Raw genomic sequence first — 25,265 nt, 5'->3', positions numbered from 1 at the left:
ATGTCTGGAAGCCACCGAAGAGAACGCTTCGCCGCCACGCCACGCGCGGCCCTGACCGGCGCGGCCGTGGTCGCGGCCGCCGCCATGCTGGTCTGCACGCCCGGCGCGCTGGCGACCACGGCCGCACCGGCCACCGTCACCGCCCCGGGCGCCACCGCCGACGACGGCGCCCGCGTCGTCTCGGAGAAGTGGCTGGACGACCGGACCGTCGACCTGAAGATCGACTCTCCGGCCGCCAAGGCGGAGATGCCGGTGCGGCTGCTGCTGCCGCGCGGCTGGTCGAAGGACGCGACCCGCACCTGGCCGGTGCTCTACCTGCTCCAGGGCGCACACGACGACTACACGTCGTGGACCCGGGAGACGGACATCGAGGAGTTCACGGCCGACAAGGACGTCATCACCGTGCTGCCGTCGGCCGGTCCCACCGGCATCGTCACCGACTGGTGGAACAACGGCCCGAACTATGAGAAGTTCCAGGTCGACGAGTTGTGGCAGATCCTGCGCGGCGGCTACCGCGCGGGCGACAAGCGGGTCGTGGCGGGCATCTCCACCGGCGGCTACGGGGCCGTCGCCTTGGCCGCCCGCCGCCCGGGCTCGTTCGCGGCGGCCGCCTCCTACAGCGGCATCCTCAGCACGCTGGACCCGGGCCTGCCCCAGCTGATCAGCCTGCTGGTGCAGCGGGAGAACCTGCCCGGCGACAGCCTGTGGGGCAACGTCGTCTTCAACTGGTCCAACTGGCAGGCGCACAACCCGTTCGCGCTGGCCTCGAAGCTGCGCGGCACGCCGCTGTACATCTCCCAGGGCAGCGGGGTGTCCATGGAGGGCGACCCGCTCGACGCCAAGGTGATCGAGAGCACCCTGTGGATCCAGGCGCACACCTTCGCGCTGCGCCTGGCGACCCTGGGCGTACCCGTCACGACGCACTTCTACCTGGGCGCCGCGCACGCCTGGAACTACTGGCAGCGGGAGTTCAAGGCGTCCTGGCCGATGCTGGCCAAGGGCCTGGGCGTGCCCGCCTGACCGTACGTCCGCGTCAGCGGGTCCCGGGCCGTACGCACCGCGGGGGCGTACGGCCCGTACGCCGCCGCGTTTCCGCGCGCGGCGGCGTACGGGCTGCCGGGGGCGTGCGCGTCAGAAGGCCGCGGTGGGCGCGGCGGGCGCGCTGGACGCCGCGAACGGGACCTCGGCGGGCGCCTGCGCCCGGCCGGCGCCGGCCGGGTGGCGCCACAGGCCGCGCTCGCGCAGCAGCGGCAGCACGCCCTCGCCGAACCAGTACGCCTCCTCCACGTGCGGGTGCCCGGACAGCACGAACTCGTCGATGCCCAGCCGGTGGTACTCGACGATGCGCTCGGCGACCTCGGCGTGGCTGCCGACGAGCGCGGTGCCCGCGCCGCCGCGCACCAGGCCGATGCCGGCCCACAGGTTCGGGGAGACCTCCAGGTCGTCGGCGCTGCCGCCGTGCAGGGCGAGCATCCGGCGCTGGCCCTCGGACTCGCTGCGGGACAGGCCCGCCTGGATGGCCCGCACGGCCTGAGGGTCGAAGCCCGCCAGCAGCCGCCGCGCCTCGGCCCACGCCTGTTCGGCGGTGTCCCGGGTGATGACGTGCAGCCGGATGCCGAAGCGCGGGGTGCGGCCCTCCAGCGCGGCCAGCGCGCGCACCCACTCGACCTTCCGCTGCACCTGGGCGGGCGGCTCGCCCCAGGTGAGGTAGACGTCGGCGTGCCGGGCGGCGATGTTCCCGGCCGCGGGCGAGGAGCCGCCGAAGTAGATCTCGGGTGCCGGGTCGGGCACTCGGGCCAGCTTCGCGCCCTCCACGCGCACGTGCTCGCCGGCCAGGCCCACCGTGCGGCCCTCCCACAGCCCGCGGACGACCTCCAGGAACTCGCCGGTGCGCGCGTAGCGGGCGTCCTTGTCGAGGAAGTCGCCGTATGCGCGCTGCTCGTGGCTCTCGCCGCCGGTGACCACGTTGAGCAGCAGCCGGCCGCCGCTGTGCCGCTGGAAGGTGGCGGCCATCTGCGCGGCCAGGGTGGGCGAGACAAGGCCGGGCCGGAAGGCGACGAGGAACTTCAGCCGCTCGGTCTCCCGGGCCAGCATGGCCGTGGTCAGCCAGGCGTCCTCGCACCAGGCGCCCGTGGGGGTGAGCGCGCCGGCGAAGCCCAGGTCCTCGGCGGCGCGGGCGATCTGGGTCAGGTAGCCGAGGGTCGCCGGCCGGTCGCCGCCCGCCGTGCCGACGGCCGTGCCGTGGCCGCCGCCGACGACCGAGCGGCTGTCGCCGTAGGTGGGCAGGAACCAGTGGAAGGTGAGGGGCACGGTGGGGTCGGCCTTTCGTCGGGGCCCTCGGGGCCGCGGGGTCGGTCGGCTTCGGTCGCGGGCGCGTCGGTCACAGCAGGCCGTGGCGGGGCGGCCGGGTGCCGTTGAGCACGTAGCGGCCCACGTGCTGGACCTTCCACCGGGCCGGGTCGTGCAGGGTGTGGGTGCGCGCGTCCCGCCAGTGCCGGTGCAGGTTCAGACCGCGCAGCGCGGAGCGGGTGCCGGCGACCTCGAACAGCGCGCCGCCCAGGGTCACGGCCGTCTCGCCGGCGAACGCCTTGGCCGCGGCGACCGCGACGGACGCCTCGGCGGCGGTGTCGTCGGTCAGGTCCGCGCGGGCGGCGTCCACGGCGCGGGCGGCGTCGCGCAGCAGCGCCTCGGCGGCGCGGACCTGGATGGCCAGCTCGCCGAACCGCTGGATCAGCAGCGGATCCTCGGCCGCGGTGTCCACGCCGCTCTCGAACCAGGGGCGGCTCTTGGTGCGGACGAAGGCGGCGGCCTCGGCGAGCGCCCCGGCGGCGATGCCGGTGTCGATCGCGGTGTGCAGCAGCTGGGCCACGGCGCCGTGCAGCTGGGGCCCGCGGAAGGTGAGGTGGTGCGGCACGACGCGGTCGGCGGGTACGGGCACGGCGTCCAGCCGGACGGTGCCGCTGGCGGTGGTGCGCTGGCCCATGCCGTCCCAGTCGTCGGTGACGGTCAGACCGGGCGCGTCCCTCGGCACGTACGCCACGTGCAGCTCGCCGTCTCCGGCGCGCGCCAGCACCGGTATCCAGTGGGCGAACAGCGCGCCGGTGGCGTAGTGCTTGAGGCCGGTGAGCAGGTGGCCGCCGTCCGGGGCGGGGTCCAGGCGGGTGCGGATGTCCTGCACGTGCCGGGTGCCCGCCTCGGACTGGGCGTTGCCCAGCCGCCGCCCGGCCAGGACCTCGCGGAAGAAGAACTCCCGCTGCCGCGCGGTGCCCTGGGCGCGCAGCACGCCCACGTACACGAAGTGGCTCTGCGGGATCTGCGCGAGGCTGGCGTCGGCGGAGGCCAGCAGGCGGAAGACCTCGGCGAGGGTGGCGGCGGTGACGTCGGCGCCGCCGTGCTCGGCGGGCACGGTGACGGCCAGCAGCCCGGAGGCCGACAGGCGCTCCACCTCGGCGTGCGGCAGCCGCCGCTCGGCGTCCCGCTCGGCCGCCCCGGCGCGGAACTCGTCGGCCAGCCGGGCCGCCACGGCCAGCGCCTCCGCGTCGTCGGCGATCACATGGGCGGGGGCGGCCCGGGCGGGCTCGGGGCGGGTGGGGGCGGTCATGCTGCGGGCTCCTGCGGTGCGGACGGCGGCTGCTTGCGGACGGTTCTACGGGCCGGGGGGCCGGACGGAATCACGGGTCTTCGGGCGGGGTTGCCGGGGGCCCTCGGGCGCCCCCGGCGGGGGCGGCCGGTCGCTCAGCCGGCGGCGGCGAGCAGGGACGTACGCCCGAGGGCGACGGAGAACTGGTCGACGGCCTGGGTCAGGGCCTCCGCGGCGGCGGGCGCGACGTCGACGGTGCCGTCGGGCCGGAGCGCGATGTCGGTGTCCAGCGTGAACCAGCCCTGCACGATGTGCGCCGCGCCCATCGAGGACAGCACCGGGCGCAGCGCGTAGTCGATGGACAGCACGTGGGCGGTGGTGCCGCCGGTGGCCAGCGGGAGCACGGTCTTGCCGGTGAGCGCGTACTGCGGCAGGAGGTCCAGCAGGGACTTCAGCAGGCCGGAGTAGGCGGCCTTGTACACGGGGGTGCCGATGACGAGGCCGTCGGCCCGCCGCACCAGGTCGGCGGCGGCGGCGATCGCCGGGTGCCGGACGTCCGCGCCGAGCAGCGCCTCGGCGGGCAGGGCGCGGACGTCCAGGGGCACCACCTCGTGGCCCTGGGCGGTGAGCCGGGCGTCGAGGTGGCGCAGCAGCCCGGTGGTGCGGGAGGCCGCGGACGGGCTTCCGGAGACGGACAGGATGGTGGCCATGGGGAGTCCTTCGGTGCTTCGGCGGCGGGGGTGCGGTGGGGGGCGCGGGGCCGGGGCTTCGGCCGCGGGTGGGCCAGGGCCGTCAGACGGCGGCGGGTTCGGCCGCCGCGGGCTGCGCCGCCTCCAGCTCCCGTACGAGCGGCAGCACGCGCTTGCCGAAGTACTCGACCTCCTCCAGGTAGTGCAGGAAGCCGAGGAGGAACAGGTCGACGCCGAGCCGCTTGTAGGCGACGATGCGCTCCGCGATCTGCTCGGGGGTGCCGATCAGGCCGGTGCGGAACCCGTCGTTGTACTGCACCAGGTCCTCGAAGGAGGAGTCCTGCCACATGCCCTTGCCGTCGGCGGTGGACTGGCCGGCCTGCTGGGCGGCGGCGCCGAAGCCGTGGACGGCCTCGGTGTCGGCCTTGGCGACGATCTCGCGCAGCGTCTCGCGGGCCTCGGCCTCGGTGTCGCGGGCGATCAGGAAGCCGTTGAGGCCGAAGCGGGGGGCGGTGCGGCCGGCCCGGGCGGCGGCGGCGCGCACGTCGCGGACCTGCTCGGTGACCCCGTCGAAGTCCTTGCCGTTGCTGAAGTACCAGTCGGAGACCCGCCCGGCCATCTCCCGGGCCGCGGTGGAGTTGCCGCCCTGGAAGATCTCCGGGTGCGGGCGGCCGGGGCCGGCCAGCGGCTTGGGCTTGAGGGTGAAGTCGCGGACCCGGTAGAAGTCGCCGGCGAGTTCCGCGTGGTCCTCGGTCCAGATGGCGCGCAGCGCGCGGATGAACTCCTCCGAGCGCCGGTAGCGCTCGTCGTGCTCCAGCCACGGCTCGCCGAGGGCGGTGAACTCGCCCTTGAACCAGCCGCTGACGACGTTCACCGCGAACCGGCCCCCGGACAGGTGGTCGGCGGTCGCGCCCAGCTTGGCCAGCACGCCGGGGTGCCACAGGCCGGGGTGGACGGCCGCGATGACCTTCAGCCGCTGGGTGGCCAGCAGCAGGGCGAGGCTGAAGCTGGTCGACTCGTGCTGGTACTCGGCGCCGTAGCTGGCCATGTAGCGGACCTGGCTGAGGGCGTAGTCGAAGCCGCTGTTCTCGGCGAGGACGGCGAGTTCGCGGTTGTAGTCGTAGCCCCAGTCGGTGCGCTGCTCGATGGTGCTGGTGACCAGGCCGCCGCTGACGTTCGGCACCCAATAGGCGAAACGTACGGGGTCGGTGGAGGCGTCGGAGGCGGGCACGACGGACATGGATGAACTCCGGAAGGCGTGAGAAGGCCGCGAGAAGGGCGGGACGGAGCCGTTTTCCTCTTCCGGTTTCCGCGTCTCCCACTCGGGGTCCGGGTTTTTCCGGGCGCGCGGCGGGGATCGTCCGTCCCGGCCCGGGAAACGGGCGGGACGGCGGAAAGGAAAAGCGGCGGCGGTTCGCGGGCTGCGGGCCCGCGAGAGGCTTCACGTGTGACGGCGCCGGTCGCGGCGGGTTCGCGGAAATCATCGGGCTGCGGGCCGTGGCCGCGCTTTCGGCTCTGGTCGAGAGCCGGTCACAGCGCGAGGGGAAAAGGCGTACGGGAAATGACTGCCCGTCAGTGGCCGCGGCAACAGAAGGCGCTTGAGACACGCGCGAGATCGACGTAACGCCGCCTCGTCAGGTCAAGTCGCATCTTCATGCCACCGATGGAAGCAGGGGGCCGAGCGGACCGTCAAGGAAAGGAGATGGGAATCTCGCATTCCGGAACGTGCCGGGGCGCTGTTGCCGCGCGCCTGACGGGCGCCGCCGGGTCGCGCGCCGGGCGCCGGACGCGCCCGCCGATCAGGTGCCCGGGGCCGGGCGCGCGCCCGGCGGAGACGGTCCGTACGGGTCCGCGGAAGACGCGACGTGGAACGCGCCGAGCGGAATGCGGCGGGCGGCGGAGGCGGACCGACGACGGCGGGCCGCGGAAGGCGGGCAGCAGAAGGCGGGCCGCTACTCCAGCGCGTCGATGTTCGCCCGCTCGTCGGGGTCCGGCTCCGCCTCGGGGTCGAGGAACGCCTCCAGGCACTCCACGGCCACGTCCGGGGCGAGCCGCTTGAGGCTCATGGCGATCACGTTGGCGTCGTTCCAGCGGCGGGCGCCCCGGGCGATCCACGGCTCCCACGCCAGGGCGGCCCGCGCGCCGGGCACCTTGTTCGCCGCGATCGACACGCCCGTACCGGTCCAGCACATCACCACGCCCAGGTCCGCCTCGCCCGCCGCGACCGCCCGGGCCACGCCCTGGCCGATGGCCGGCCACTGGCCGCCGCCGTCGACCACGACCACCTCGCCGCGCTCCCGCAGGTGCGCGAGGACGGCCTGGGTGGTGGCGTTCTCGTCGTCCGCGCCGAAGGCGTACCGCATGGCCCGCTCCTTGTCTCCGGGTCCGGCTCGCCGGACGGGTGCCGGTCCCACCGTAGTCCCGCGCGGGACCCCGTGACGCGATCGCCCGTGCGTTCGTTGTCTGTGCGTACGTTCCGACGACGGGATGGCCCACGGGCCACCGGGGCGCGGCGGAACCGTCGGGCCCACCGGCACAACCAGGAGGCGTGATGAAACGGTTCTGGCGGCGCCCGGAGGCGGCCGAGTCCGCGGTGTCCGACAGCGAGCGGATCCTGTTCGGCGGGCCGCTGCGCTACGACATGGGCTGGTCCGACCACGAGTACGCGACGCTGGATCTGACCGTCTCCTCGGCGCTGCGCTCCCTGCCGGGGCTGGTCGGCCGGACGGTGCGGCTGGCCTGGCAGGCCGACCGGCGGGCGCTGGTGACGGTGGCGGTCGCCGAGGTCGGCCAGGGAATCGCCGAGGCGCTGGGCCTGCTCGCGGTCAACGCCGTTCTGGGGGCGATCCTGCCGTCCGGGGACCCGGCCGACCGGTTACGGGCCGCGCTGCCCGCGCTGGTCGCCGCGGCGCTGGTCGCGGTGGCGGCCGCCGTGCTGTCGTCGCTGTCCACCGCGGCGGCCGGCCGGCTGGAGCCGAAGGTCGAGCGACTGGCGACCGAGCGGTACCTGGAGGCTGCGACCCGGGTGGAGCTGGAGGCGGTGGAGGACGGGGAGTTCCGGCATCTGATCGATGTCGCGCAGTACGGGGCCGCCTCCGCGCGCCGCATGATCGGCGCGTGCGTGGCGGTGGTCAACGGCCTGCTCGCCCTGGTGGCCGCGGCGGGCGTGCTCACCGTCCTGCACCCGCTGCTGCTGCCGATGCTCGTGCTGATCGTGGCGCCTCGCGGCTGGGGCGCGATGCGCGTGGCCCAGCGGCGGTACGTGTCGATGATGCAGTGGGTGGAGCACGTGCGCGCCGGGCGGATGCTCGGCGGCATGCTCACCTCCCGCACCGCGGCGCAGGAGGTGCGGGTGCACGGGGCGGGCCGGTTCGTCCTGCACCACTACCGGCGCATGGCCGAGTGCGCCGAGGGCGAGCAGACCCGGCTGGCCCGCGACAAGGCGGCCACCGAACTGCTGGCGGCGGCGCTGTCCGGGGCGGCGGCCCTGGCCACGTACGCCACGCTGGCGGCGCTGATCCTCGGCGGGCGGATGGAGATCGCGGTGGCCGGGACGGCCGTGCTGGCCGTCCGCTCCGGCTCGACCAGCCTTGGCGGGTTGGTCATGTACCTCAACCAGCTCCACGAGGAGTCGCTGTACGTACGGGACCTGGACCGGTTCCTGGCCGCGGCGCGGGCCCGGGCGATCCCCGACGGCGGGCTCGACCTGGCCGGGCCGCCGCAGACGATCGCCCTGGACAGGGTGACCTTCCGCTACCCGGACCGGGCGGCGCCCGCGGTGTGCGAGGTGTCGATGTCCCTCCGCTCCGGCTCGGTGATCGCCCTCGTCGGGGAGAACGGCTCGGGCAAGAGCACGCTGGTCAAGCTGCTGGCCGGGCTGTACGTGCCGGATGCCGGCCGCATCCTGTGGGACGGCGTCGACATCGCCCGCGCCGACCGGCAGCAGGTGTTCGCGCACGTCAGCCTGCTGACCCAGGACTTCGAGCGGTGGCCGTTCACGGCGGGTACCAACATCCGCATCGGCGCGCCGGGCCGCCCGCCCGGCGCCGACGACGTGCGCGCCGCCGCGGCCTACTCGGGCGCGGACGAGATCATCGACGGGCTGCCGCGCGGCATGGACACGCTGCTGGCCCGGCAGTTCCGCGGCGCCTCGGACCTGTCCGGGGGCCAGTGGCAGAAGATCGGGCTGGCCCGCACGCACTACCGCGGCACGTCCCTGGTGATCGTGGACGAGCCGACCTCCGCCATGGACCCGGCCGCCGAGATCGCCTGCTTCGAGCGGATCCGGGCGCTGGCCGGGCCGGGCCGGGCGGTGGTGCTGGTCACGCACCGCATGGCCGCCGTCCAGCACGCCGACGCCATCTACGTGCTGCACCACGGCCGGCTGGTCGAGCACGGCAGCCACGCCGACCTGCTCGCCCTCGGGGGCCGGTACGCGGCCATGTACCGCATGCAGGCCGATCAGTACGCGACGGAGCCGTGCGCCGACGCGGCCGCGCTGCCCCGGCAGCCGGGCGGGGAGGCGCAGCGGCGCGGACGCGCGGACGCGGGGCGGCGCGCCGGGGGGTGAGGCGCGGGGCGTCGGCCGGCCGGAGCGGAGGAGGTCAGGGGGACGGTCCGGGCCAGGGGACGGCGGGGACGCCCGGGCGGCGGGCGCGAGGGCGCGGCGGCGGAGCTGGGCGCGCCGGGGCGGTCGGGACGGGGCGGTCGGGACGGTCGGGACGGGGCGGGGCGAGGAAGACCGTGGCGGTTTCCCGCCGTCCGCGCGTACCTTCGCCGCCGGGTGTGGTAGTCGAGATGCATGCCCGACAAGCCCGAGACGTCCTCCCGCTTCAGGCGCCACCGGACGGTGCCTGCCCGCCTGGGCCGCGCGTTCCACCGGTCCGCCGCGGGCCGCGGCTGGCGCCGGGGCAGCGACCTGGAGCTGTTGCACCGGTCGATGGGCTTCGCCGCGCTGGGGTTCCTGACCCTGGTGCCGCTGCTGATCGTGGTCGCCGCGGCCGACCCCGTGCACGGCAACGGCTTCCCCGAGTGGCTGGCCCGCGGGCTCGGCGTGTCGACCTCGTCCCGGGACGAGGTGGAACGGCTGTTCTCCCCGCCGCGGCAGGCCCTGGAGACGACGACGGCCTTCGGTCTGGCGACGCTCGCGTTCTTCGGCCTCCAGTTCGGCTCGGCGGTGCAGACCGGGTACGAGAAGGTCTGGGAGCTGTCCCCGGGCCGCTGGCACACCGTCTGGCGGCACCTGGTGTGGCTGGCCGCCCTGGTCGGCTTCCTGCTGGTGACGGCGCACATCGGGCCGGGGATCGCCCGGTTCCTGACCGCGGTCCCCTCGTCGGTGATGTTCTTCTGGTGGTCGCAGCGCGTGCTGCTCGGCGGGCGGATCGGCTGGGGCCCGCTGCTGCCGGGCGCGGTGCTCACGGTGGCCGGGCTGGTGGGGCTGCGGATATTCAGCCATCTGGTGTTCTCCCCGCTGATCGCCTCCAGCGCCGTCACCTACGGGTCCATCGGCACGGTCCTGGTCGTCCAGTCCTGGCTGGTGGGCGTCGGGTTCGTCGTCTTCGGCGGTGCGCTCCTCGGCCGCCTGCTGCACGAGGAGCGGCACGTGCCGGCGCAATGGCTGCGGCGCCTGAGAGGCCTTGAGGACGGGCCCGGCGCGGGACACCGGTCGGGCTCCGCGGGCGGCGGGCCCGGTCCGGAGGACGGGACAGCGGGTGGGACGGCCGAGGGGACGGCGAGTGGGACGACCGGCGGGACGGCCGCGGAGAACGGGTCCGGCGAGGTAGGCGGACCGGACCCGGGAGGCGGACCGGGTCCCGGCGGCGGTCAGCGGGCGGGGCGTGGCCGTATCCCGGGCGGTCGCAAGCGGCGCGGATGAGGCGCGTGCTCTGTCGGGTGTGTGCGCGCGGGTGTGTACCCGCTGTACGGGCGCCGGCGCGCGCGGACCGTTCCCGCGCCGGGCGCTTAGGCTGGAGGGACAGTCAGCGCGGGCGCCAGGTCCGGCTCGCGGTGGCCGGCGCCGCGCCCCCGCGACCGGCCGACCGCGCCCGCGCGGGCCGGCCGGACCGGTCGGCCCGGCTCGCGAACCCGGCTGACGGAGGACGGCCATGGCCGACCCGAAGGGCTTCCTCACCACACCGCCCCGGCTCCCTGGGCGCCGCCCCGTGCACGAGCGGGTGCGCGACTGGGACGAGGTGCCGGCGCCCGGCGCCCTGCTGCCCATCGTCGGCGCCCAGGCGGGGCGCTGCATGGACTGCGGCGTGCCGTTCTGCCACCACGGCTGCCCGCTGGGAAACCTCATCCCCGAGTGGAACACCCTGGTGTCCCGCGGGGACTTCCGGCGCGCCGCCGAGTGGCTGCACGCGACGAACAACTTCCCGGAGTTCACCGGCAGGCTCTGCCCGGCCCCCTGCGAGAGCGCGTGCGTCCTGGCCCTCAGCCGGCCCGCCGTGACGATCAAGAACGTGGAGCTGGCCATCGCCGACCGGGCGTGGCAGGAGGGGGACGTGCCGCCGCGCCCGCCGGCGCGGCGGACCGGCACGTCCGTGGCCGTCGTCGGCTCCGGCCCGGCCGGTCTGGCCGCGGCCCAGCAGCTCACCCGCGCGGGACACGCCGTGACGGTGTACGAGCGGGCGGACCGGGCGGGCGGCCTGCTGCGCTACGGCATCCCCGCGTTCAAGCTGGACAAGCGCCACCTGGACCGCCGTCTGGAGCAGATGCGGGCGGAGGGCACCGCGTTCGTCACGGGCGCCGCGGTGGGCACCGACCTGGACGCCGCCGAGCTGCGGGCGCGCTGCGACGCGGTCGTCGTGGCCGTCGGGGCGACGGCCTGGCGCGACCTGCCGGTGCCGGGCCGGGGGCTCGACGGCGTCCACCAGGCGATGGAGTACCTGCCGGCCGCCAACCGCGTCCAGGAGGGCGACTACGCCCGGCCGCCCCTCACGGCCGAGGGCAAGCGGGTGGTGATCGTCGGCGGCGGCGACACCGGCGCGGACTGCCTGGGCACCGCGCTGCGCCAGGGCGCGTCCGCCGTCACCCAGCTGGACATCCACCCCCGGCCGGGCGACCGGCGGCCGGACGGCGAGCCGTGGCCCGTGCACCCGAAGGTCTACCGGCTCTCCGCCGCCCACGAGGAGGCCGGGGAGCTGGGTTCGTCCCCGTACGCGGACGCGGACGCGCGGGTCTTCTCCGCGGCCACGCTCCGCTTCGAGGGGGACGGGACGCCCACGGGGCCGCGGGACGGTCGCGGGGGCGCGGGCCGGCCGGACGGCGCCGTACGGGCCCTGCGGCTGGCCGAGGCCGCGCCGGACGGAACGCCGGTGCCGGGCACCGAGCGGGTGATCCCGGCCGACCTGGTGCTGCTCGCCCTGGGCTTCCGCGGCCCGGAGCCGGACAGCGCCCTGGCCGACCCGCTGGGTCTGCGCCTGGACGAGCGGGGCGGCTTCGCGCGCGACGCCGCTTTCGGCGCGGGCGCCGACGGCGTGTTCGTGGCGGGGGACGCGGGCCGCGGCCAGTCGCTGATCGTGTGGGCGATCGCCGAGGGCCGCTCGGTGGCGGCGGCCGTGGACCGGTACCTGACGGGCTCCACGGCCCTCACCGGCCCGGTCACGCCCACCGACCGCCCGCTGTCGGCCTGACCGCACCCCGCCCGCGCGGACGGTCTCCCGCGCGTACGGACCGTACGGTCCCTTCCGGCCCGCGGTGCGCCAGGCGCGGGGGCGTGCGAGCTGGGCGCGGAGCGTGCGGCCCGGGCGCGGGGGCGTACGGCCCGGCCCGGCGCCGCACCCGGCGTCCGCGCGGGCGCCGATCCCGTAAATTCGTGGCGTCGTCAAGGACTCAACGATGCACCGGCCCCCGACCGCACGCCCGGCCCGCGCGCACCGCGCACCGCGTCGGCGTCCCGCGCGGGCGCGCCGGTCTGGAGGGCGAGGCATGACCCCTGAAACCCCACTCCCCCTGCGGGGCATCCGTGTCGTCGACTCGGCCACGCTGTTCGCCGGCCCGGTGATCGCCACCCTTCTGGGCGACTACGGGGCGGACGTCATCAAGGTCGAGCACCCGGACGGCGACACCCTGCGCTCGCTCGGCTGGGAGAAGGACGGCGTCTCGCTCTGGTGGGCGACCGTGAGCCGCAACAAGCGGGCGGTCACGCTCAAGCTGTCCGACGAGGAGGGCGCGGAGGCGATGCGGCGCCTGCTGGCCACCGCCGACGTCTACATAGAGAACTTCCGCACCGGCACCCTGGAGCGCTGGGGTCTGGGCTGGGACGTGCTGCACGAGCTGAACCCGAGGCTGGTGATGGTGCGCACCACCGGCTTCGGGCAGACCGGCCCGTACGCGCACCGGCCCGGCTTCGGCACCCTCGCCGAGGCGATGTCCGGCTACGCGCACATGAACGGCTTCCCCGACGGCCCGCCGACGCTGCCGCCGTTCGCGCTCGGCGACGGGGTGGCGGCGATGACCGGCGCGTTCGCCGTGATGACGGCGCTGTGGTGGCGCGAGAAGAGCGGCGAGGGCCAGATGATCGACCTGTCGATCTTCGAGCCGCTGTTCTGGATCCTCGGGCCGCAGGCGTCGGTGTACGACCAGCTGGGGGTGGTGCAGGGCCGGACGGGAAACCGGGCGCCGTTCACCGCGCCGCGCAACGCCTACCGGGCCCGCGACGGCGTGTGGCTGGGCGTGTCGGCCAGCGCGCAGTCCATCGCCGAGCGTGTGATGCGGCTGGTGGGCCGGGAGGACCTGGTGCGGCAGCCGTGGTTCGCCGACCACACCGGCCGCCTGAAGCACCAGGACGAGATCGACAAGCCGATCGAGGAGTGGATCGCCGCGCGGGACTCCCAGGAGGTCATCCGGGCGTTCGAGGAGGTGCACGCGGCGGTGGCGCCCGTGATGTCGGTGGCCGACATCTTCGCCGACCCGCAGTTCGCGGCCCGGGAGGCCATCACCACGGTGGACCACCCGCGGCTCGGCCCGCTGAAGATGCAGAACGTCGTGCCCCGGCTGACGGCGACCCCGGGCCGGATCCGGTGGTGCGGTCCGGAGCTGGGGTCGGGCAACCGGGAGATCCTGCAGGGCGAGCTGGGGTACACCGACGAACAGCTGGCCCGGATGGCCGAACGGGGCGTCGTCGCCCCCGGCCCGGCCCTCGCCGAGCCGACCGGGCCCGAGCCGCCGCGCGCCGAGCCGGCCGGACCCGGGCCGACCGCCCCGGTGCCGGTCGCCGAGCCCGGCGCGGTCGGCTTCGGGGCCCCGGGCGCGGAGGCACCGGACCCGGGCGTCGGGGTCCCCGCCGTGCCCGGTGCCCTCGGTGTCCCCGACCGGGTCGCGGCCGGCGGAGCCGACGGCGACGCGGTCGCGGCGGAGGGCGCGGAGGGTGCCGACGGCGGCCGGTGAGCGGCGGCGGCGCGCCGGGCGCCGCGGCCTCCGGTCGGACCTGCCGACCTGGCCCGGCTCCCGGCCCGGACGGCCGCCCCGACGCCCCGGCGGCGGCGACGGCGGCGGCGGTCATCAGGGCCGGGCCGGGAAAGGCCGCAAAGTGATCGAAAGAGGAAATGCGGCGATCACACCGCGGGCACAATCGCAGCATGGCCTCCTCCTGGTTGATCGCAGCCGCCGCGCTTCTCGGGTGCCGGACCTGCGGCTCCCCCGAACCGCACGGCGCCGACCGGGCCGCCTTGGAGCACGCGGCCGCGCTGCTGGCCGAGGCGCACGCCGAGGTCGAACGGGCGGACAACAAGGCCCAGATCCTGCTGGCCGCGGTGGGAGTGGCGGCCGGGGCACTGGCGGGCGGCGTGTTCGCCGGGTCCTGGTCGCCGTTCTCGCTGGGCCTGGCCGTGCAGTGGCTGTGGTGGCTCGGACTCGCCGTGGGCGCGGTCGGCACCGGTCTGCTGGCCGGTGCCGTCTACCCGCGGCCGCTGCGCCGTCACGGAGCCGACCCGGAGGCGCTGGTCGGCTACTTCGGCGACGCGCTGCACTTCCCGTCCGACGAGGAACTGGCCGACGCCGTGCGCAGGTCGGCCGCCTCCCGCCTGGAGTTGACGGTCAATCAGCTCCGCCAGGTGAGCACGATCGTGACGGTGAAGTACCGGGCGGTGGCGCGCGGCATGTGGTGCGTCGCCGCCGCCCTGGCGGGCTGCGGGGCCGCGATGCTCCTGGACCGCATCGGATGAACCCGTCCTGTGATGTGGTCGGCGGTCCGGCCGGAGCATACGGTCCAGCCCTCGGAAGGGACTTCAGGAGGGGCGGCGGCTCGCCGGCACGGCCCGCCCGCCCCTTCGCGGAACGGGGGGTGCGGAGAAATGGCGCCACGGGGATCTGCCGACGTCATTGACGACGAGGACCTGCTGGAGCGGTGCGTGCTGCACGGCGACCGGGCGGCCTTCGCCACCCTCGCCGGGCGCCACCGGGAACGGGTGCTGGGCGTGTGCCAGCTGGTCGTCGGGGGGCACACCGCCGTACAGGCGGCCGCGACGGCGGCACTTCGGGATGTGTGGCGGCTGCTGGAGGGCGGCGGCCCGGTGCCCTCGTCGGCCCGCGCGCTGTTCGTGCGCGGCGCGGTGCGGCGGGCCCTGGCCGCGGCGGACCAGGCTGGGGCCGGGGAGGCGGACGCGACCGCGACCGGCGCGGCCCTGCGGCGGCTGGCCCCGCGCGACCGGGCCGTGCTCGCGCTGTGCGACGTCGCCGGGCTGACGGCCGAGGAGGCCGCCGCGGCGCTGGGCGAGCCGCCACGGCAGGTCCGGGCCCGGGCCGTACGGGCCCGTCGAGAGCTCGCCGCACTGCTGGCCGCGAGCCCGCCCGCCCCGGGTCACTCCCAGCCGTCCCAGGACCCGTCGCCGTCCCCTGCCCCCGCGTCGTCTCCCTCCTCGTCGCCGTAGTCGTCGTCCAGATCCTCCAGCGCGTCGTCCAGCACGTCGGCCGGCTCTCCGCCCAGGCCGTCCCGGCCGCCGGGGTCGGCGGCGTGGTGACGGCCGGAGCCCGCGTCCCGGTGGCCGGAGGCCTGGCCGTCCGCGAGGTGGTGGTCGGACGCGTGGTCGGCAGGGGGGTGGTCGGCGTGGCGCTCCTCCGCGTTGTGCCCCAGCTCGGAGACGATGAACAGCCCTTCCACCGATCGCATCGCCACGTCCAGCTTCGGCGCACGGCGCCGCTCCCTTCCCGCGGGGGAACCGGCCGCCGCCGGGCCCTTCTGCGGGACGCCCGCCGGTGCCGGAGCCGGGGCGCCGGTCCGCTCGGCGGCCGGTGCCGGAGGGTCGGGGACGGGTGCGTCGATCCACGCGCGGGCGCTGAAGCCCTTGTCCGGGATGTCGACCAGCATCTCGCGGAATCCGGACGGGTCCAGGCCCGGATACCCGTGCCGCACGATCTCCTGGTAGATGTGGTCGGTGACCGCCGTGACCAGGTCCCGCTCGGGGGAGGCGCGCAGCGCGGCCTTGAGGGGGCCGGAGTTGAGGAAGCGGCACACCTCGATCACCTGGCCGCCCGCGAAACCGGTGGGCGCGACGTGCACGGTCCCCTCCCCCAGGGCCGCGCGCAGCCGGAGGCGGCCGGAGGCGTCCCGGCCCCGGTTGTCGATCTCCAGGGCCTCGCGCAGCCCGGTGAGCAGCCGGGGCACCACCCGGGTCTGCTCGATGTCCGCGCGCAGGACCAGCAGCATGCTGTCGCCGCCGTCCTGACGGCTGAACCACTCGGTCCCCGCGTTGTCGAAGGCGTGCTCCACGACGCGCAGCAGCCGCTCCTGGGCGCGGATCTGTTCGAGGTGCAGCCGCCGGCTGTAGGACTCGATGTCCACGGTGAACACCACGCGGGTGATGCCGGGAGGAACGAGGCTCATGACGTCTCCTGTCCGATCGCCGGGCCGCGCGGTGCGGCCCTCGGGAGCCGTGCCGGGCCTGCCCGGCACGGCTCGGGCGGGTCCGGTCCCGCCGGTGGCACGGTGCCGGTCCGGTACCCGCCGGGCCGCCGCCCGGTGGACCGCGGCCCGTGCCGCGTCCGGCCGGTCACCGGCCGGCCCCGTCCATCCAGTCCGCCCCGTCCGCGCCGTCCGGGACGGGCAGCTGCCGGTCGATCCGGTCCAGCAGGAGGTCGTAGCTGCGGCGCACCACGCGGGCCGCCTCGGCGACGGCCGGACCGCGGGCCGGGTCCAGGTCGACCGCGGCCCAGTACGCCTGGCGCTCCGCCGCGCGGGCCGTCAGCCCGGGCCGGGGAGCACCGGGCGGCAGGCCGAGCCGGGCGGCGGGGGCGAGCCCGTGCTCGCCGGTGACCCGCAGCACCTCGGCCAGCTCCGGCGGGGTCAGCGGCACGGCGCCGTCGTAGGCCGCGCGCAGCAGGGCCAGCTCGCGGAAGGCGTGCTCGGCGACCGCCAGCCCGGTCACCGCCCCGGCGGCCTCCCGGAGCCGCCACCGCGTGCGCGGGTCGCCGTCCGGGCCGGCCAGGTCGGCCAGGCCGCGGGCCTCGCGGAGGGCGGCGTCCAGCTTGACCACGTCGGCGCGGTTGCCGAAGTGCTCGGTGAGCAGGTCGCGGAAGCCCGCCACGCCGCTGCGGCGCAGCAGCTCGTCCCGCAGCGCCTCCCGGCCGGTCAGCCCGTCCCGGACCAGGCCGCAGGCCAGCACCAGGCCCCAGCCGCCGAAGCGGCGCAGCAGCCCGGCCCGGCGCTCCGCGGGCACGGGCAGGTCCGGGTAGGGGCGGGAGGCGAACAGCGGGCCCCGCCGCACCCGGGCCTCCAGCGCCTCGGGCGCCGTGCGGGACAGGACGGTCAGGTCCGCCACGTCCTGGTCCGTGCAGGCGGCCGCGCCGGCGGCCAGCAGGCCGGCCAGCGGGCGCAGCTCGAACAGCACCCGGCGGCCGCCCGCCGCCGCCATGATACGGTCGGCGACCCGCCGCCCCTCGGCCATCGGGTCGGGGCAGGCCGGCCAGTACAGCTCGGTCTTGGTCAGCGCCCCGACCGCGGTCAGCGGCCCGGCCGCCACCCCGGCGCCGGCGGTCTCCGCCAGCAGCAGTTCCTCGGACCGGGCCAGACCCGAGGCGAACACCATGACCAGGGCGTCGGCGCGGCTCGCGTGCTCCACGGTGGCGGTGTGCACGTCCCGGCCGGTCCGGCCGAGGAACCGCAGGGTTCGGGCCGAGTCCTCGCCCGCGTACGAGTCGAGGCCAGGGGTGTCGACGAGGTCGAAGCGGGCCAGCCACGCGTTGGGGCTGCCCATGTCGAGCCAGTCCACCGCACGCAACTCGGCGAGCCGGTCCGGGTCGTCGTGCGCGCGGGCCGCCAGCTCCCGCAGCCGCGCCGGGTCGGCGGGGCCGCTGGGCCGGCCGTCGCGGTAGTGCACGGTCAGCGTCTCCCGCGGGGCGTGGTGCAGCCGGGTGACGTTGAACGTCAGCTCCGTCACGCCCGTGGGGGCCCGGTCCTCGCCCAGCAGGGCGTTGACCAGGGTGGACTTGCCCGCGCTGACCCGGCCGACGACGGCGACCCGGAGTCTGGCGTCCAGCCCGGCGCGGATCTCGTCCAGCCGGCGCCGCGCCCGGGGGAACTCCGCCCGCGGCAGCAGCGCCTCCGCGCGGGCGAACGCGGCCTCGACGCGGCGCCGCAGCATCAGCCGCTCCCCGTGCCCGCGGCCGCCGAGCCCGCCCGCTCGTCGCGCGCGGTCTGCCCGGCCCCGGTCTGCCCGCCCTGGTCCGTCCCGTGCGCCGGGCCGGGCCGGGGGGTGCCGCCCGGCCTCGTCCACAGCTGGTCGGCCTCTTCCGCCAGCACCGCGACGCGCAGCCGCGTCGCTTCCAGGGCGGCGCCCTCCCGCTCCAGCTCCGCACGCCGGGCCAGCGCGTCGTGCTCGGTGGTGCGGCGGGCCTCCGCCAGCCGGTCCAGGGCCCGGGTGACGGTCTCCCGCTCCTGCGCGACCCGGCTTTCCAACTCGGCCACCACCGCGCGGCCCCACTCCTGGACCGCCTCGGCCACGGCCTCGTCCACGTGGCGCTCCTGGTCCTTGCGCAGCGGGGCCAGGGAGCGGCGCAGGGCCTCGCGCCGCGCGGACTGCTGCTCGCTCTCCAGCGTCCGGGTGGCGGTACGGTAGCCCGCCCCGGCGCCGAGTATGCCGCCGAGCGCCGAACCGATCCACCCGCCCATCTGCGCCCCGGCCGCGGTGCCCAGGCCCGGCGCCAGCACCGTGCCCACCAGGGCGCCCAGCACGGCGCCGCCCGTACCGCCCGCCGTACTACCCACGGCGAAGCCCACGCTGGAGCTGGTGGCCCTGCGCCGGTCCGCGTCCTGCCTGGCCTCCGGCTGAGCCACGGGCGGCAGCGTCGGCACGGGCGGGTCGGGCAGCCGGCCGATGCCGCCCGGGGCCAGGGTCAGGCCGTTGTAGGTGGAGAACTCCCGCACCACGCGGGCCGCCTCACGGGCCGCCAGCTCGTTGACCGCCCCCAGGGTCTGCACGGCGTGGGCGCTGAGCTCGGACACCAGCCGGTCGGGGTTGTCCAGGTAGCCGTCCTGATAGAGGTAGTCGGCGTTGACGTGCGCCCACACCTCACCCAGCGCGGTGCGGGCCTGGCGCTTCAGCCGCGTTTCCACACCGCTCAGCGCCGACCGCAGGTCCGCGCGCCAGCGCGAACCGCCGCCGTCCAGCTCGGCGATGCGGCGCTGCTGCCCGGCGTAGTCCGCGGTGAGCCGCTGGAGCTCCCGCTCCCGCTGGTCACCCAGGGCCGCTGCCTCCGCGCGCACCGGGCGCAGCAGCGACAGGGCGCACGCCTCCAGGTCGGTGAGGGCGCCGCCGAGAAGCAGCTTGGCGCGCCGCCGGGACAGGGCCGCCCACAGCGCCTCCTCCAGCGCGGGGAAGTTGCTCAGCTCCAGGTCCTCCGGGTCGCCGGAGGCCAGGTGGTCCAGCCTGGCGCGGCTGGAGACCGGCAGGACGGTCAGCTCGTCGGCGGGCAGTCCGGTGAGCCGGTGGAGCTTGTCGACGGTGTCGTGCAGCAGCGGCGTGTAGTCCGCCACCGCGTCCGTCTTGGTGAGGACGTAGATCTGCCCGTCGGTGTCCCCGGTGGTGCGGGCGCTGTCCATCGCCCGGCGCAGGAAGGCCAGTTCGCTGTCGGTCAGCGGCCGCAGCGCGTCGGTGACGAACAGCAGGGCGTCGGCCTGGGGCAGGAACGCGGCGGTGGCCGCGGTGTGCTCCTGGTACACGCCGCCCACGCCGGGGGTGTCCACCAGGGTCAGCCCGCCGGCCAGGCGGGGGTGGGGAACGCGCACCCGCACGGTGAGCGCCTGGCGGGCGTTGTCCGCGTTGCCCCGCTCGGTCGCGAAGTCCGCGATGCGCTCCCGGTCGATCTCCTCCTCCCGGACGGCGCCGTCCGCGTCCCGGGTGGTGACGGTGACGTGCTCGGCGGGGCCGTAGCCGACGGTGGTGACCACGCTGGTGGTGTAGTCGGTGCCCACCGGCAGCAGGCCGCGGACGTCGCCCAGCAGGGCGTTGAGCAGGCTGGACTTGCCGCGCTTGAACTCGCCGCAGACCACTACCGTCAGCGTGCCCCGGTCCAGGCGCTCGCGGGCGGCCTCCAGCCGGACCCGCGCCTCCTCGGCGCCCAGGCGCCGGGCCGCGTCGGTGAGCGGGGGGAACAGCTGCAGGACCTCCCGCCGGAGCCGGTCGAAGGCCTCCGCCCCGCCGCCCCCGCCACCGGGTCCCGGCCTGACGCCCGGTGAACCGGTATCCGGTGAACCGGTGTCGGACGATCGGGCCTCCGGGACACGGCCGGGCGCGGCTCCGGGCGGCGGGAGGTCCGCGCCGTCCTCGCCCTCGGGTGTCTCACCCTCGGGTGTCGCGTGGTCGAGCGTCTGGTCGTCGGGCGTCTCGTCGTCGGGGGCGGGGCCGTCCATCGCCTCGGTGAGCATGCGGGCCCAGCTCTCGTCGTCGATCCAGGGAGTGGCCGCCTCACGGAGCAGCGCGCGCAGGGTGCGCAGCGTCTCCGCGGGCACGGCCTCGTCCGGGTCGGTGTCGGGGAAGGCCGACATGTCGAGCCAGCGTCCACCGTCCATCACACGTCTCCTGCCTCGTCGTCGGAGCTGAGCAGCGCGACCAGAGCCTGTCTGGCCCGGGAGATCCGGCTTCTGACCGTGTTGAGCGGCACGGCGAGGATCTCGGCGATCTCGCCGTACTCGCAGTCGCAGCAGTCCCGCAGCACCACGGCCGCGCGGTAGTGCGGAGGGAGCAGCGCCAGGGCCTGCTGGACCGACAGCCGGTCCGTCACCCGGTCGCCGACGGACCTGACCGACTCCCTTTCCTGAGGCAGGCGCTCGGCGGGCAGCGGCCGACTGCCCCGCCGCCGCGCCTCGGCCAGCGCGGTGTTGGCGGCGATGCGGTACAGCCAGGTGGAGAACCGGGCGTCCCGGCGGAAGCCGGCCAGGCCCCGCCAGGCCCGCAGCAGCGTCTCCTGCACGGCGTCGCCGGCGTCGTCCGGGTCGCCGACGATGCGCAGGCACGTGGCCCGGACCATCGGTCCGTACCGGCCCAGGAGCGTGGCGAACGCCTCGTGGTCGCCGACCGCGCCGAGCAGGGCCAGGTCCTCGTCGCTGAGCGCGTCGGCGCCGGACTCCCCATACCCGGGCTCCCCGCCGGGAGGGCGCGCGCCGGCCCTGTCCGCGCCGGCCGGGCCGGTGCGGGGCGGGCCGGCCGCGCCCGGCGGCCCCTCTCCGGTGGGCGGGCCCGGCCGTGCCGGTCCGGTGCCGGGCATGGGTCCGGGCACGTCGCCGCCGGCGGGTGCGCCGCCCGTCGCGGCCGGCGCCCGCAGCGGTCCTGCGAGGTGTTTCGTCATGTCCCCCCCTGGGTCGGCCGGTGCCGGCCGTCACGCGATGAGCAGTTCCGCGTCGGCCGCCACGCTGAGGAGTTGCTCCTCAATGGCCGCGGTGATCTCCCTGCCGAGCCGTCCGCTGCCGTCGGACTGGAACTGCGCGGCCAGTTCCGCGGCCAGGACCCCCTCCTGGGCGGCGGCCTGCTCGCGCAGCTTGCGGACCATGGCCTGTTCGCCGCGGAGCCTGCGCAGCGGCAGCGGGATGTCCTTGTCCCCGATCTCCTCCATGATCTTCTCTTTCATCGTGCCCAGTCCGACGAAGACGGCGACGCCGGCGATGAGCACGGCGAACGGGCCGGTCGCCATGATGAGTGCCGCCCCGCTGCCGAAGAGGCTGGCGGCGACCACTCCGGACACGGCCACGGTGACCAGCGTGCTGAGGTTGTCCAGGACCTCGGTGGCCGCCGTGGTGTTGACGGCGACGCTCATGCCGCCCGCGCTCATCGTCACGTCGGGCAGGGCGAGCGCGGTCGGCTCCAGGTTCCACCGGCGGCAGATGACGGCCGTGTGCTGGGCCAGCTCCGTGCGCAGCTCGGACGTCCAGTCGGCGACGATCGGCTTGAGGGCGGCGCTGCCCTCACCGGTGAGCTCGGCGTTGACGCCGGAGACGATCCGGGCGCACATGTCGTCGACGGTGACGACGTGCCGCTCGCGCCAGGCCCGGAAGGCCGGTATGACGTGGTGGTCGGTCAGGCCGGAGGCGACGGCCTGACCCATCCCCTCGGCGAGCCGGGGCAGCCGCTCGGCGACGAGGTCGGCGACCGTGCCGGAGTCGACGAATCGACGGACGTCGTCACGGAAGCCCCGGGTGCGCTCCTCCGTACGGCCCGCCAGCGCCAGTCCGCGTGCGATGGCCGACTCCGGCTCCGTCCCCAGCACCACGCGCGCCCGGTCGGCCAGCTCCCGCGAGGTGTCCAGCACGAATCTCATCCGCGACGGCCCTCCGGTCAGCAGCACCAGGCTCGCCTCGCCGCCGACGCGCTCCAGCGCCCCGGCGAGGTCGCGCCGGTACGCCGCGCGCCAGGACAGGCCGCCGAGCGCGGGCTGCGGGGTGTCGAGCACGTGTTCCATGTCGGCCGGGGAGATCCGGATGGGCAGCTCGACGACGTCGCCGTCGGGGGTGAAGACCTCCTCCGTGGTGCGCACCCGGCTGTGCGGGTTGGCGGCGAAGTGCTCGGGGCTGGTGTTGAAGAACCGCTCCTTGAGTTTGCGGCAGGCCATCTCCAGCTGCCGCGCCGCGCTGCCCGTGGGGTCGGCCGCCAGCGCCGCGCGCAGCCGGCCGGCGTCGGGCGAGCGGTCGATCGCCAGCTCCAGCAGCGTCTTGTCGAGGAGGTGGGCGCCGAGCGCGACGTTGCCGTGGTCGACGGGCCGCTCCACGCCTCCGGCCACGTAGGTGTAGTCGGTGGTGGAGGAGCCGATGTCCACGATGAGCGTGGCGGCGGTGAGCGCGCCGCGGGTGAACGCGCCGGAGTCGGGCACGTCGCCGGAGTCGCGGGCGTACAGCAGGGCGGCCCGGGACTCGGGGACCAGCAGGACCCCGTCCGGCGTGCAGACTCCGGCCAGCAGCTCCCGGTATGCGGCGACCTGCTCCGTCGTCCAGCCGGAGGGATGGCCGAACACCCAGCGGACGGTGGCGTCCCTCCACACCCGCTCGTCCCGCACGTGCGCCACCACGCTCCGGGCGAACAGCTCCAAGGGCCGCCGCACCTGCTCCTGGTCGAGGTCGGGGCTCTTGAAGGCGGTGAACAGCTCGGCTCCCCGGGCCTCGACGGCGGCCTCCCCGACCAGCACCGCGCCGTCCTCCCGGCGCACCGCCACGGCCGTCACGTGCTGCTTGCGGTCCCCGCCCAGCGGCACGATCTCCGGTGGTGCGTTGCGGTCGCCGAGCGACGCGCTCTGCGGCCGTGAGCCCGCGTGGACCTTGGCGACCGCGGTGTCGCCGTGGCCGAGGTCGAACCCCAGGATGGTGATCGTCGTGCCGTCCGCCATGTCGTCCCCCCTGGAACCCATGCCGTCCCCCCTTGAACGCGTTGTCGTGTGTGATGCCTCGTCAGGTGTGCGGGCCGGCCGGTGCGGGCCGGACCCGGCCCCGGCGCAGGGTCCGGCTGTCTGCCGCCAGGTCCACCAGGGCGGGTGCGAGCGTCATGCCCGGCTCGCCCGGGCGGGCCCCCTCCACGAAGTCGAACCGGACGGGGTCGCCCGCCTCCGCGCCGTCGTCCGGGTCGTAGCGCAGGGTCTGGATGCCGTGGGCCAGCAGGGATTCCTCCAGGTCGGCGATGCGGCGCAGCGCGAAGCCCTCCCGTCCGCGGGCGCCGGCCGCCAGGACGTCGTGCAGCATGTCGATCAGCTCCCGGTCCTCGCTCCACGGCAGGGGCTCGGGCTCGGCGGGGCGGGGAATCGCCGCGTCGAGCACCTGGTCGGCCGCCTCCAGGGCGGCGCGCACGCTGTCGAGCACCTTGGCGACGCTCACCCGCATCGGTGCGGGGGCCGCCTCGGCGGGCGGGCCGTCCGCCTCCCGGCGCGGGCGCCTGCCTCTGGGCCGTCCGAACCAGGCCGCGCCGCCGGGCTCCGCCGCCGCGCCCGGCAGGGCGGCCGCCTGCCCGTCGCCGCCGGCGGGCGGGGGCGCGGAAGCGTCCGCGAGCGCGTACAGCGTCAGGCAGACCGCGGACTCGACCGCCTGCACGAAGGGTGCGACGGGCAGCGGGGTGCCGGGCGGTGGTGGCGCGCCGAGCGTCCCGGCCAGCGCGCGCGCCAGCTCCCGGGGCGCCGCGGTGGCATCCAGCCGGGCGCGCAGGGCGTCCAGGGCGCCGCCGAAGGCGGTCAGCAGGGGTGGGTGCGTCATGGTGGTGGCCTCACTGTCGTCCGTCGTCCGTCGTCCGTCGTCCGTCGTCCGTCGTCCGCCGCGGGCCCGGCGCCGCCGACGCGGTCAGCGCCCACACCGTCAGGCCCCGGTCGGTGCCGACGGCCAGGGTGTGCCCGTCCGGGGCGAAGGCCAGGGCCCGCACCACCGCGTCCGCCGCGAACTCCCGTACGTGGCCGCGGCTTCGGGTGTCCCACAGCCGCACGCGGCCGTCCTGCCCGCCTTCGGCCAGCAGCCGGCCGTCGGGGCTGAAGGCCAGGGCCGGGGCCGTGCCCCGGGCGGTGCGGGCCAGGGGGGCCGGGGCGCGGTCCGGCCCCGGCTGCCCGGCGGGCCGCCGCGGGCCCTGCCACAGCCACACCAGGGCGTCCTGGCCCTGGGCCGATCCGGCGTGGCCGCCGGGGCCGGAGGCGGCCAGCAGCAGGCCGTCCGCGCTGACCGCGGTCCGCTCCACCGGCGTGTCCAGGCGGATGTCCGCGAGGGGCCGGCCGGCGCCGCGGTCCCCGGCGGTGACGCGGGCCCAGGTGGTGACGCGGCCCTGCTCCCGGCGGATCCGGCTGACCGCCGTCAGCCCGCCGTCCCCGTCGAAGACGACGCCGCGCACCGCGCCCTCCTGGCGGAGCGCCACCTCGAAGGCAGGCTCTCCCCGGACCGCACCGGGGCCCTCCCCGGCCGCCGCGTCGCACGTCCGGACCGTTCCGTCCCCGGCGCCGACGGCCAGGGTGCGGCCGTCGGGGGCGAAGGCCAGGGCGAAGGCCGCCGTGTCCAGCTCCGCGCTCCACACCGCCTGCCCCCCGCGTGTGTCGGCCACCGTGATCCGTCCGTGCCCGTCGTTGACCGCCCAGGCGACCAGCGCCCCGTCCGGGCTGACCGCGAGGCCGTGCCCCCGCCCGCCGCCCGGCGGGGACAGGACGCGGGCCCCGGCGCGGGCGTCCACCGCCGTCACCGAGCCGTCGGCCGTGAGGGCGAACAGCGTCTCGCCCCGCGGGCTCCACGCCAGGGCCCGCACCTCGCCCTTGGCCTGGCCGGCCGCCCACTCGCCGGGGACCGGGCCGGGCAGCAGGTCGCCCGGGGCCGGCGGCCGGAGGGTGGTGACCAGCCAGTCGCCGTCGGCGACCCGGTCGCCCGGCACGGCGTGCCGCCGCAGCACGCGCCCGGCCGAGGGGGCGACCAGGTCGTACAGCGCGCCGTCGGGCAGCCGGACCCGGGCCAGGGCGGCGCCCGGCCCGTACGCCTGCCGCGGGGTGACCAGCCAGCGGGCCAGCCGGGCCGAGCCGCCCGGGATCCGCCACGCCAGCGGCTCCACGCCCGGCCCCGCCGG

The 25,265-nt window shown here is 76.5% G+C and carries 19 protein-coding genes and 1 pseudogene; 7 read left to right on the top strand and 13 right to left on the bottom strand.

Annotated elements, in window-relative coordinates; genetic code table 11:
• Nucleotides 1–1,020 carry an alpha/beta hydrolase-fold protein gene (locus RKE29_RS05180; RefSeq protein WP_312003832.1) on the top strand — a complete coding sequence of 340 codons (1,020 nt, stop codon included), beginning with the start codon at nucleotides 1–3 and terminating at the stop codon, nucleotides 1,018–1,020.
• Nucleotides 1,021–1,131: 111 nt separating this feature from the next.
• On the opposite strand, the gene RKE29_RS05175 is transcribed toward RKE29_RS05180, so the two are convergent.
• The 6 genes from RKE29_RS05175 to RKE29_RS05155 form a co-directional block, all read right to left on the bottom strand.
• Complete coding sequence (locus tag RKE29_RS05175; RefSeq protein ID WP_312003831.1) at nucleotides 1,132–2,310, bottom strand: LLM class flavin-dependent oxidoreductase; 1,179 nt, start codon at nucleotides 2,308–2,310, stop codon at nucleotides 1,132–1,134.
• A 70-nt stretch (nucleotides 2,311–2,380) separates the two neighbouring features.
• On the bottom strand, nucleotides 2,381–3,601 hold the full coding sequence (locus tag RKE29_RS05170; RefSeq protein ID WP_312003829.1) for an SfnB family sulfur acquisition oxidoreductase: 1,221 nt from the start codon (nucleotides 3,599–3,601) through the stop codon (nucleotides 2,381–2,383).
• 134 nt (nucleotides 3,602–3,735) lie between these two features.
• The gene (ssuE, locus tag RKE29_RS05165) at nucleotides 3,736–4,290 is read right to left on the bottom strand and encodes an NADPH-dependent FMN reductase (RefSeq protein WP_312003828.1); all 555 of its coding nucleotides are present in this window, start codon (nucleotides 4,288–4,290) and stop codon (nucleotides 3,736–3,738) included.
• Nucleotides 4,291–4,372: 82 nt separating this feature from the next.
• Entirely contained in the window at nucleotides 4,373–5,509 is a 1,137-nt protein-coding gene (sfnG, locus tag RKE29_RS05160) for a dimethylsulfone monooxygenase SfnG (RefSeq protein ID WP_312003827.1), read from the bottom strand.
• Nucleotides 5,510–5,841: 332 nt separating this feature from the next.
• Nucleotides 5,842–5,919 carry a putative leader peptide gene (locus tag RKE29_RS30765; RefSeq protein ID WP_369016027.1) on the bottom strand — a complete coding sequence of 26 codons (78 nt, stop codon included), beginning with the start codon at nucleotides 5,917–5,919 and terminating at the stop codon, nucleotides 5,842–5,844.
• Between the two features lie 302 nt (nucleotides 5,920–6,221).
• Nucleotides 6,222–6,632 (bottom strand): RpiB/LacA/LacB family sugar-phosphate isomerase, encoded by a 411-nt coding sequence (locus tag RKE29_RS05155; protein ID WP_312003826.1) that lies wholly within the window; start codon nucleotides 6,630–6,632, stop codon nucleotides 6,222–6,224.
• 188 nt (nucleotides 6,633–6,820) lie between these two features.
• Between RKE29_RS05155 and RKE29_RS05150 the strand changes: the two genes are divergently transcribed.
• From RKE29_RS05150 to RKE29_RS05125, 6 genes and pseudogenes are all read left to right on the top strand, one after another.
• Nucleotides 6,821–8,839 carry an ABC transporter ATP-binding protein gene (locus RKE29_RS05150; protein WP_312003825.1) on the top strand — a complete coding sequence of 673 codons (2,019 nt, stop codon included), beginning with the start codon at nucleotides 6,821–6,823 and terminating at the stop codon, nucleotides 8,837–8,839.
• 369 nt (nucleotides 8,840–9,208) lie between these two features.
• Nucleotides 9,209–9,865 (top strand): annotated as a pseudogene (locus RKE29_RS05145) (ribonuclease BN); the annotation flags it as partial.
• Nucleotides 9,866–10,373: 508 nt separating this feature from the next.
• Nucleotides 10,374–11,903, top strand: coding sequence for a glutamate synthase subunit beta (locus RKE29_RS05140; protein ID WP_312003824.1), 1,530 nt, complete (start codon nucleotides 10,374–10,376; stop codon nucleotides 11,901–11,903).
• Between the two features lie 295 nt (nucleotides 11,904–12,198).
• On the top strand, nucleotides 12,199–13,659 hold the full coding sequence (locus RKE29_RS05135; protein ID WP_312003822.1) for a CoA transferase: 1,461 nt from the start codon (nucleotides 12,199–12,201) through the stop codon (nucleotides 13,657–13,659).
• A gap of 191 nt (nucleotides 13,660–13,850) precedes the next feature.
• A complete protein-coding gene (locus RKE29_RS05130; protein WP_312003821.1) occupies nucleotides 13,851–14,435 on the top strand; it encodes a Pycsar system effector family protein in 585 nt (194 codons plus the stop codon).
• Between the two features lie 129 nt (nucleotides 14,436–14,564).
• Nucleotides 14,565–15,140 (top strand): sigma factor-like helix-turn-helix DNA-binding protein, encoded by a 576-nt coding sequence (locus RKE29_RS05125; RefSeq protein WP_312003820.1) that lies wholly within the window; start codon nucleotides 14,565–14,567, stop codon nucleotides 15,138–15,140.
• Here RKE29_RS05125 and RKE29_RS05120 read toward each other — a convergent pair.
• The 7 genes from RKE29_RS05120 to RKE29_RS05090 all read right to left on the bottom strand — a co-directional run.
• Nucleotides 15,071–16,093, bottom strand: coding sequence for a hypothetical protein (locus RKE29_RS05120; RefSeq protein WP_312003819.1), 1,023 nt, complete (start codon nucleotides 16,091–16,093; stop codon nucleotides 15,071–15,073). The genes RKE29_RS05125 and RKE29_RS05120 overlap by 70 nt on opposite strands.
• Nucleotides 16,094–16,259: 166 nt before the next feature.
• The gene (locus tag RKE29_RS05115) at nucleotides 16,260–17,849 is read right to left on the bottom strand and encodes a dynamin family protein (RefSeq protein WP_312003818.1); all 1,590 of its coding nucleotides are present in this window, start codon (nucleotides 17,847–17,849) and stop codon (nucleotides 16,260–16,262) included.
• Nucleotides 17,849–20,275: a dynamin family protein gene (locus RKE29_RS05110; RefSeq protein WP_312003817.1), complete on the bottom strand. Its 2,427-nt coding sequence runs from the start codon at nucleotides 20,273–20,275 to the stop codon at nucleotides 17,849–17,851. The genes RKE29_RS05115 and RKE29_RS05110 overlap by 1 nt, the downstream gene beginning before the upstream one ends.
• Nucleotides 20,275–21,051, bottom strand: coding sequence for a sigma-70 family RNA polymerase sigma factor (locus RKE29_RS05105; RefSeq protein WP_312003816.1), 777 nt, complete (start codon nucleotides 21,049–21,051; stop codon nucleotides 20,275–20,277). The genes RKE29_RS05110 and RKE29_RS05105 overlap by 1 nt, the downstream gene beginning before the upstream one ends.
• A gap of 30 nt (nucleotides 21,052–21,081) precedes the next feature.
• On the bottom strand, nucleotides 21,082–23,097 hold the full coding sequence (locus RKE29_RS05100; RefSeq protein ID WP_312003815.1) for a hypothetical protein: 2,016 nt from the start codon (nucleotides 23,095–23,097) through the stop codon (nucleotides 21,082–21,084).
• A 40-nt stretch (nucleotides 23,098–23,137) separates the two neighbouring features.
• Nucleotides 23,138–23,929: a hypothetical protein gene (locus RKE29_RS05095; protein ID WP_312003814.1), complete on the bottom strand. Its 792-nt coding sequence runs from the start codon at nucleotides 23,927–23,929 to the stop codon at nucleotides 23,138–23,140.
• Between the two features lie 10 nt (nucleotides 23,930–23,939).
• Nucleotides 23,940–25,265: WD40 repeat domain-containing protein (locus RKE29_RS05090; protein ID WP_369016025.1), on the bottom strand; the 1,326-nt coding region annotated here is incomplete at its 5' end.

Source organism: Streptomyces sp. B1866 (assembly GCF_031932565.1).
Lineage (GTDB): Bacteria > Actinomycetota > Actinomycetes > Streptomycetales > Streptomycetaceae > Streptomyces.
This window is presented reverse-complemented; position numbering and strand designations above follow the sequence as displayed.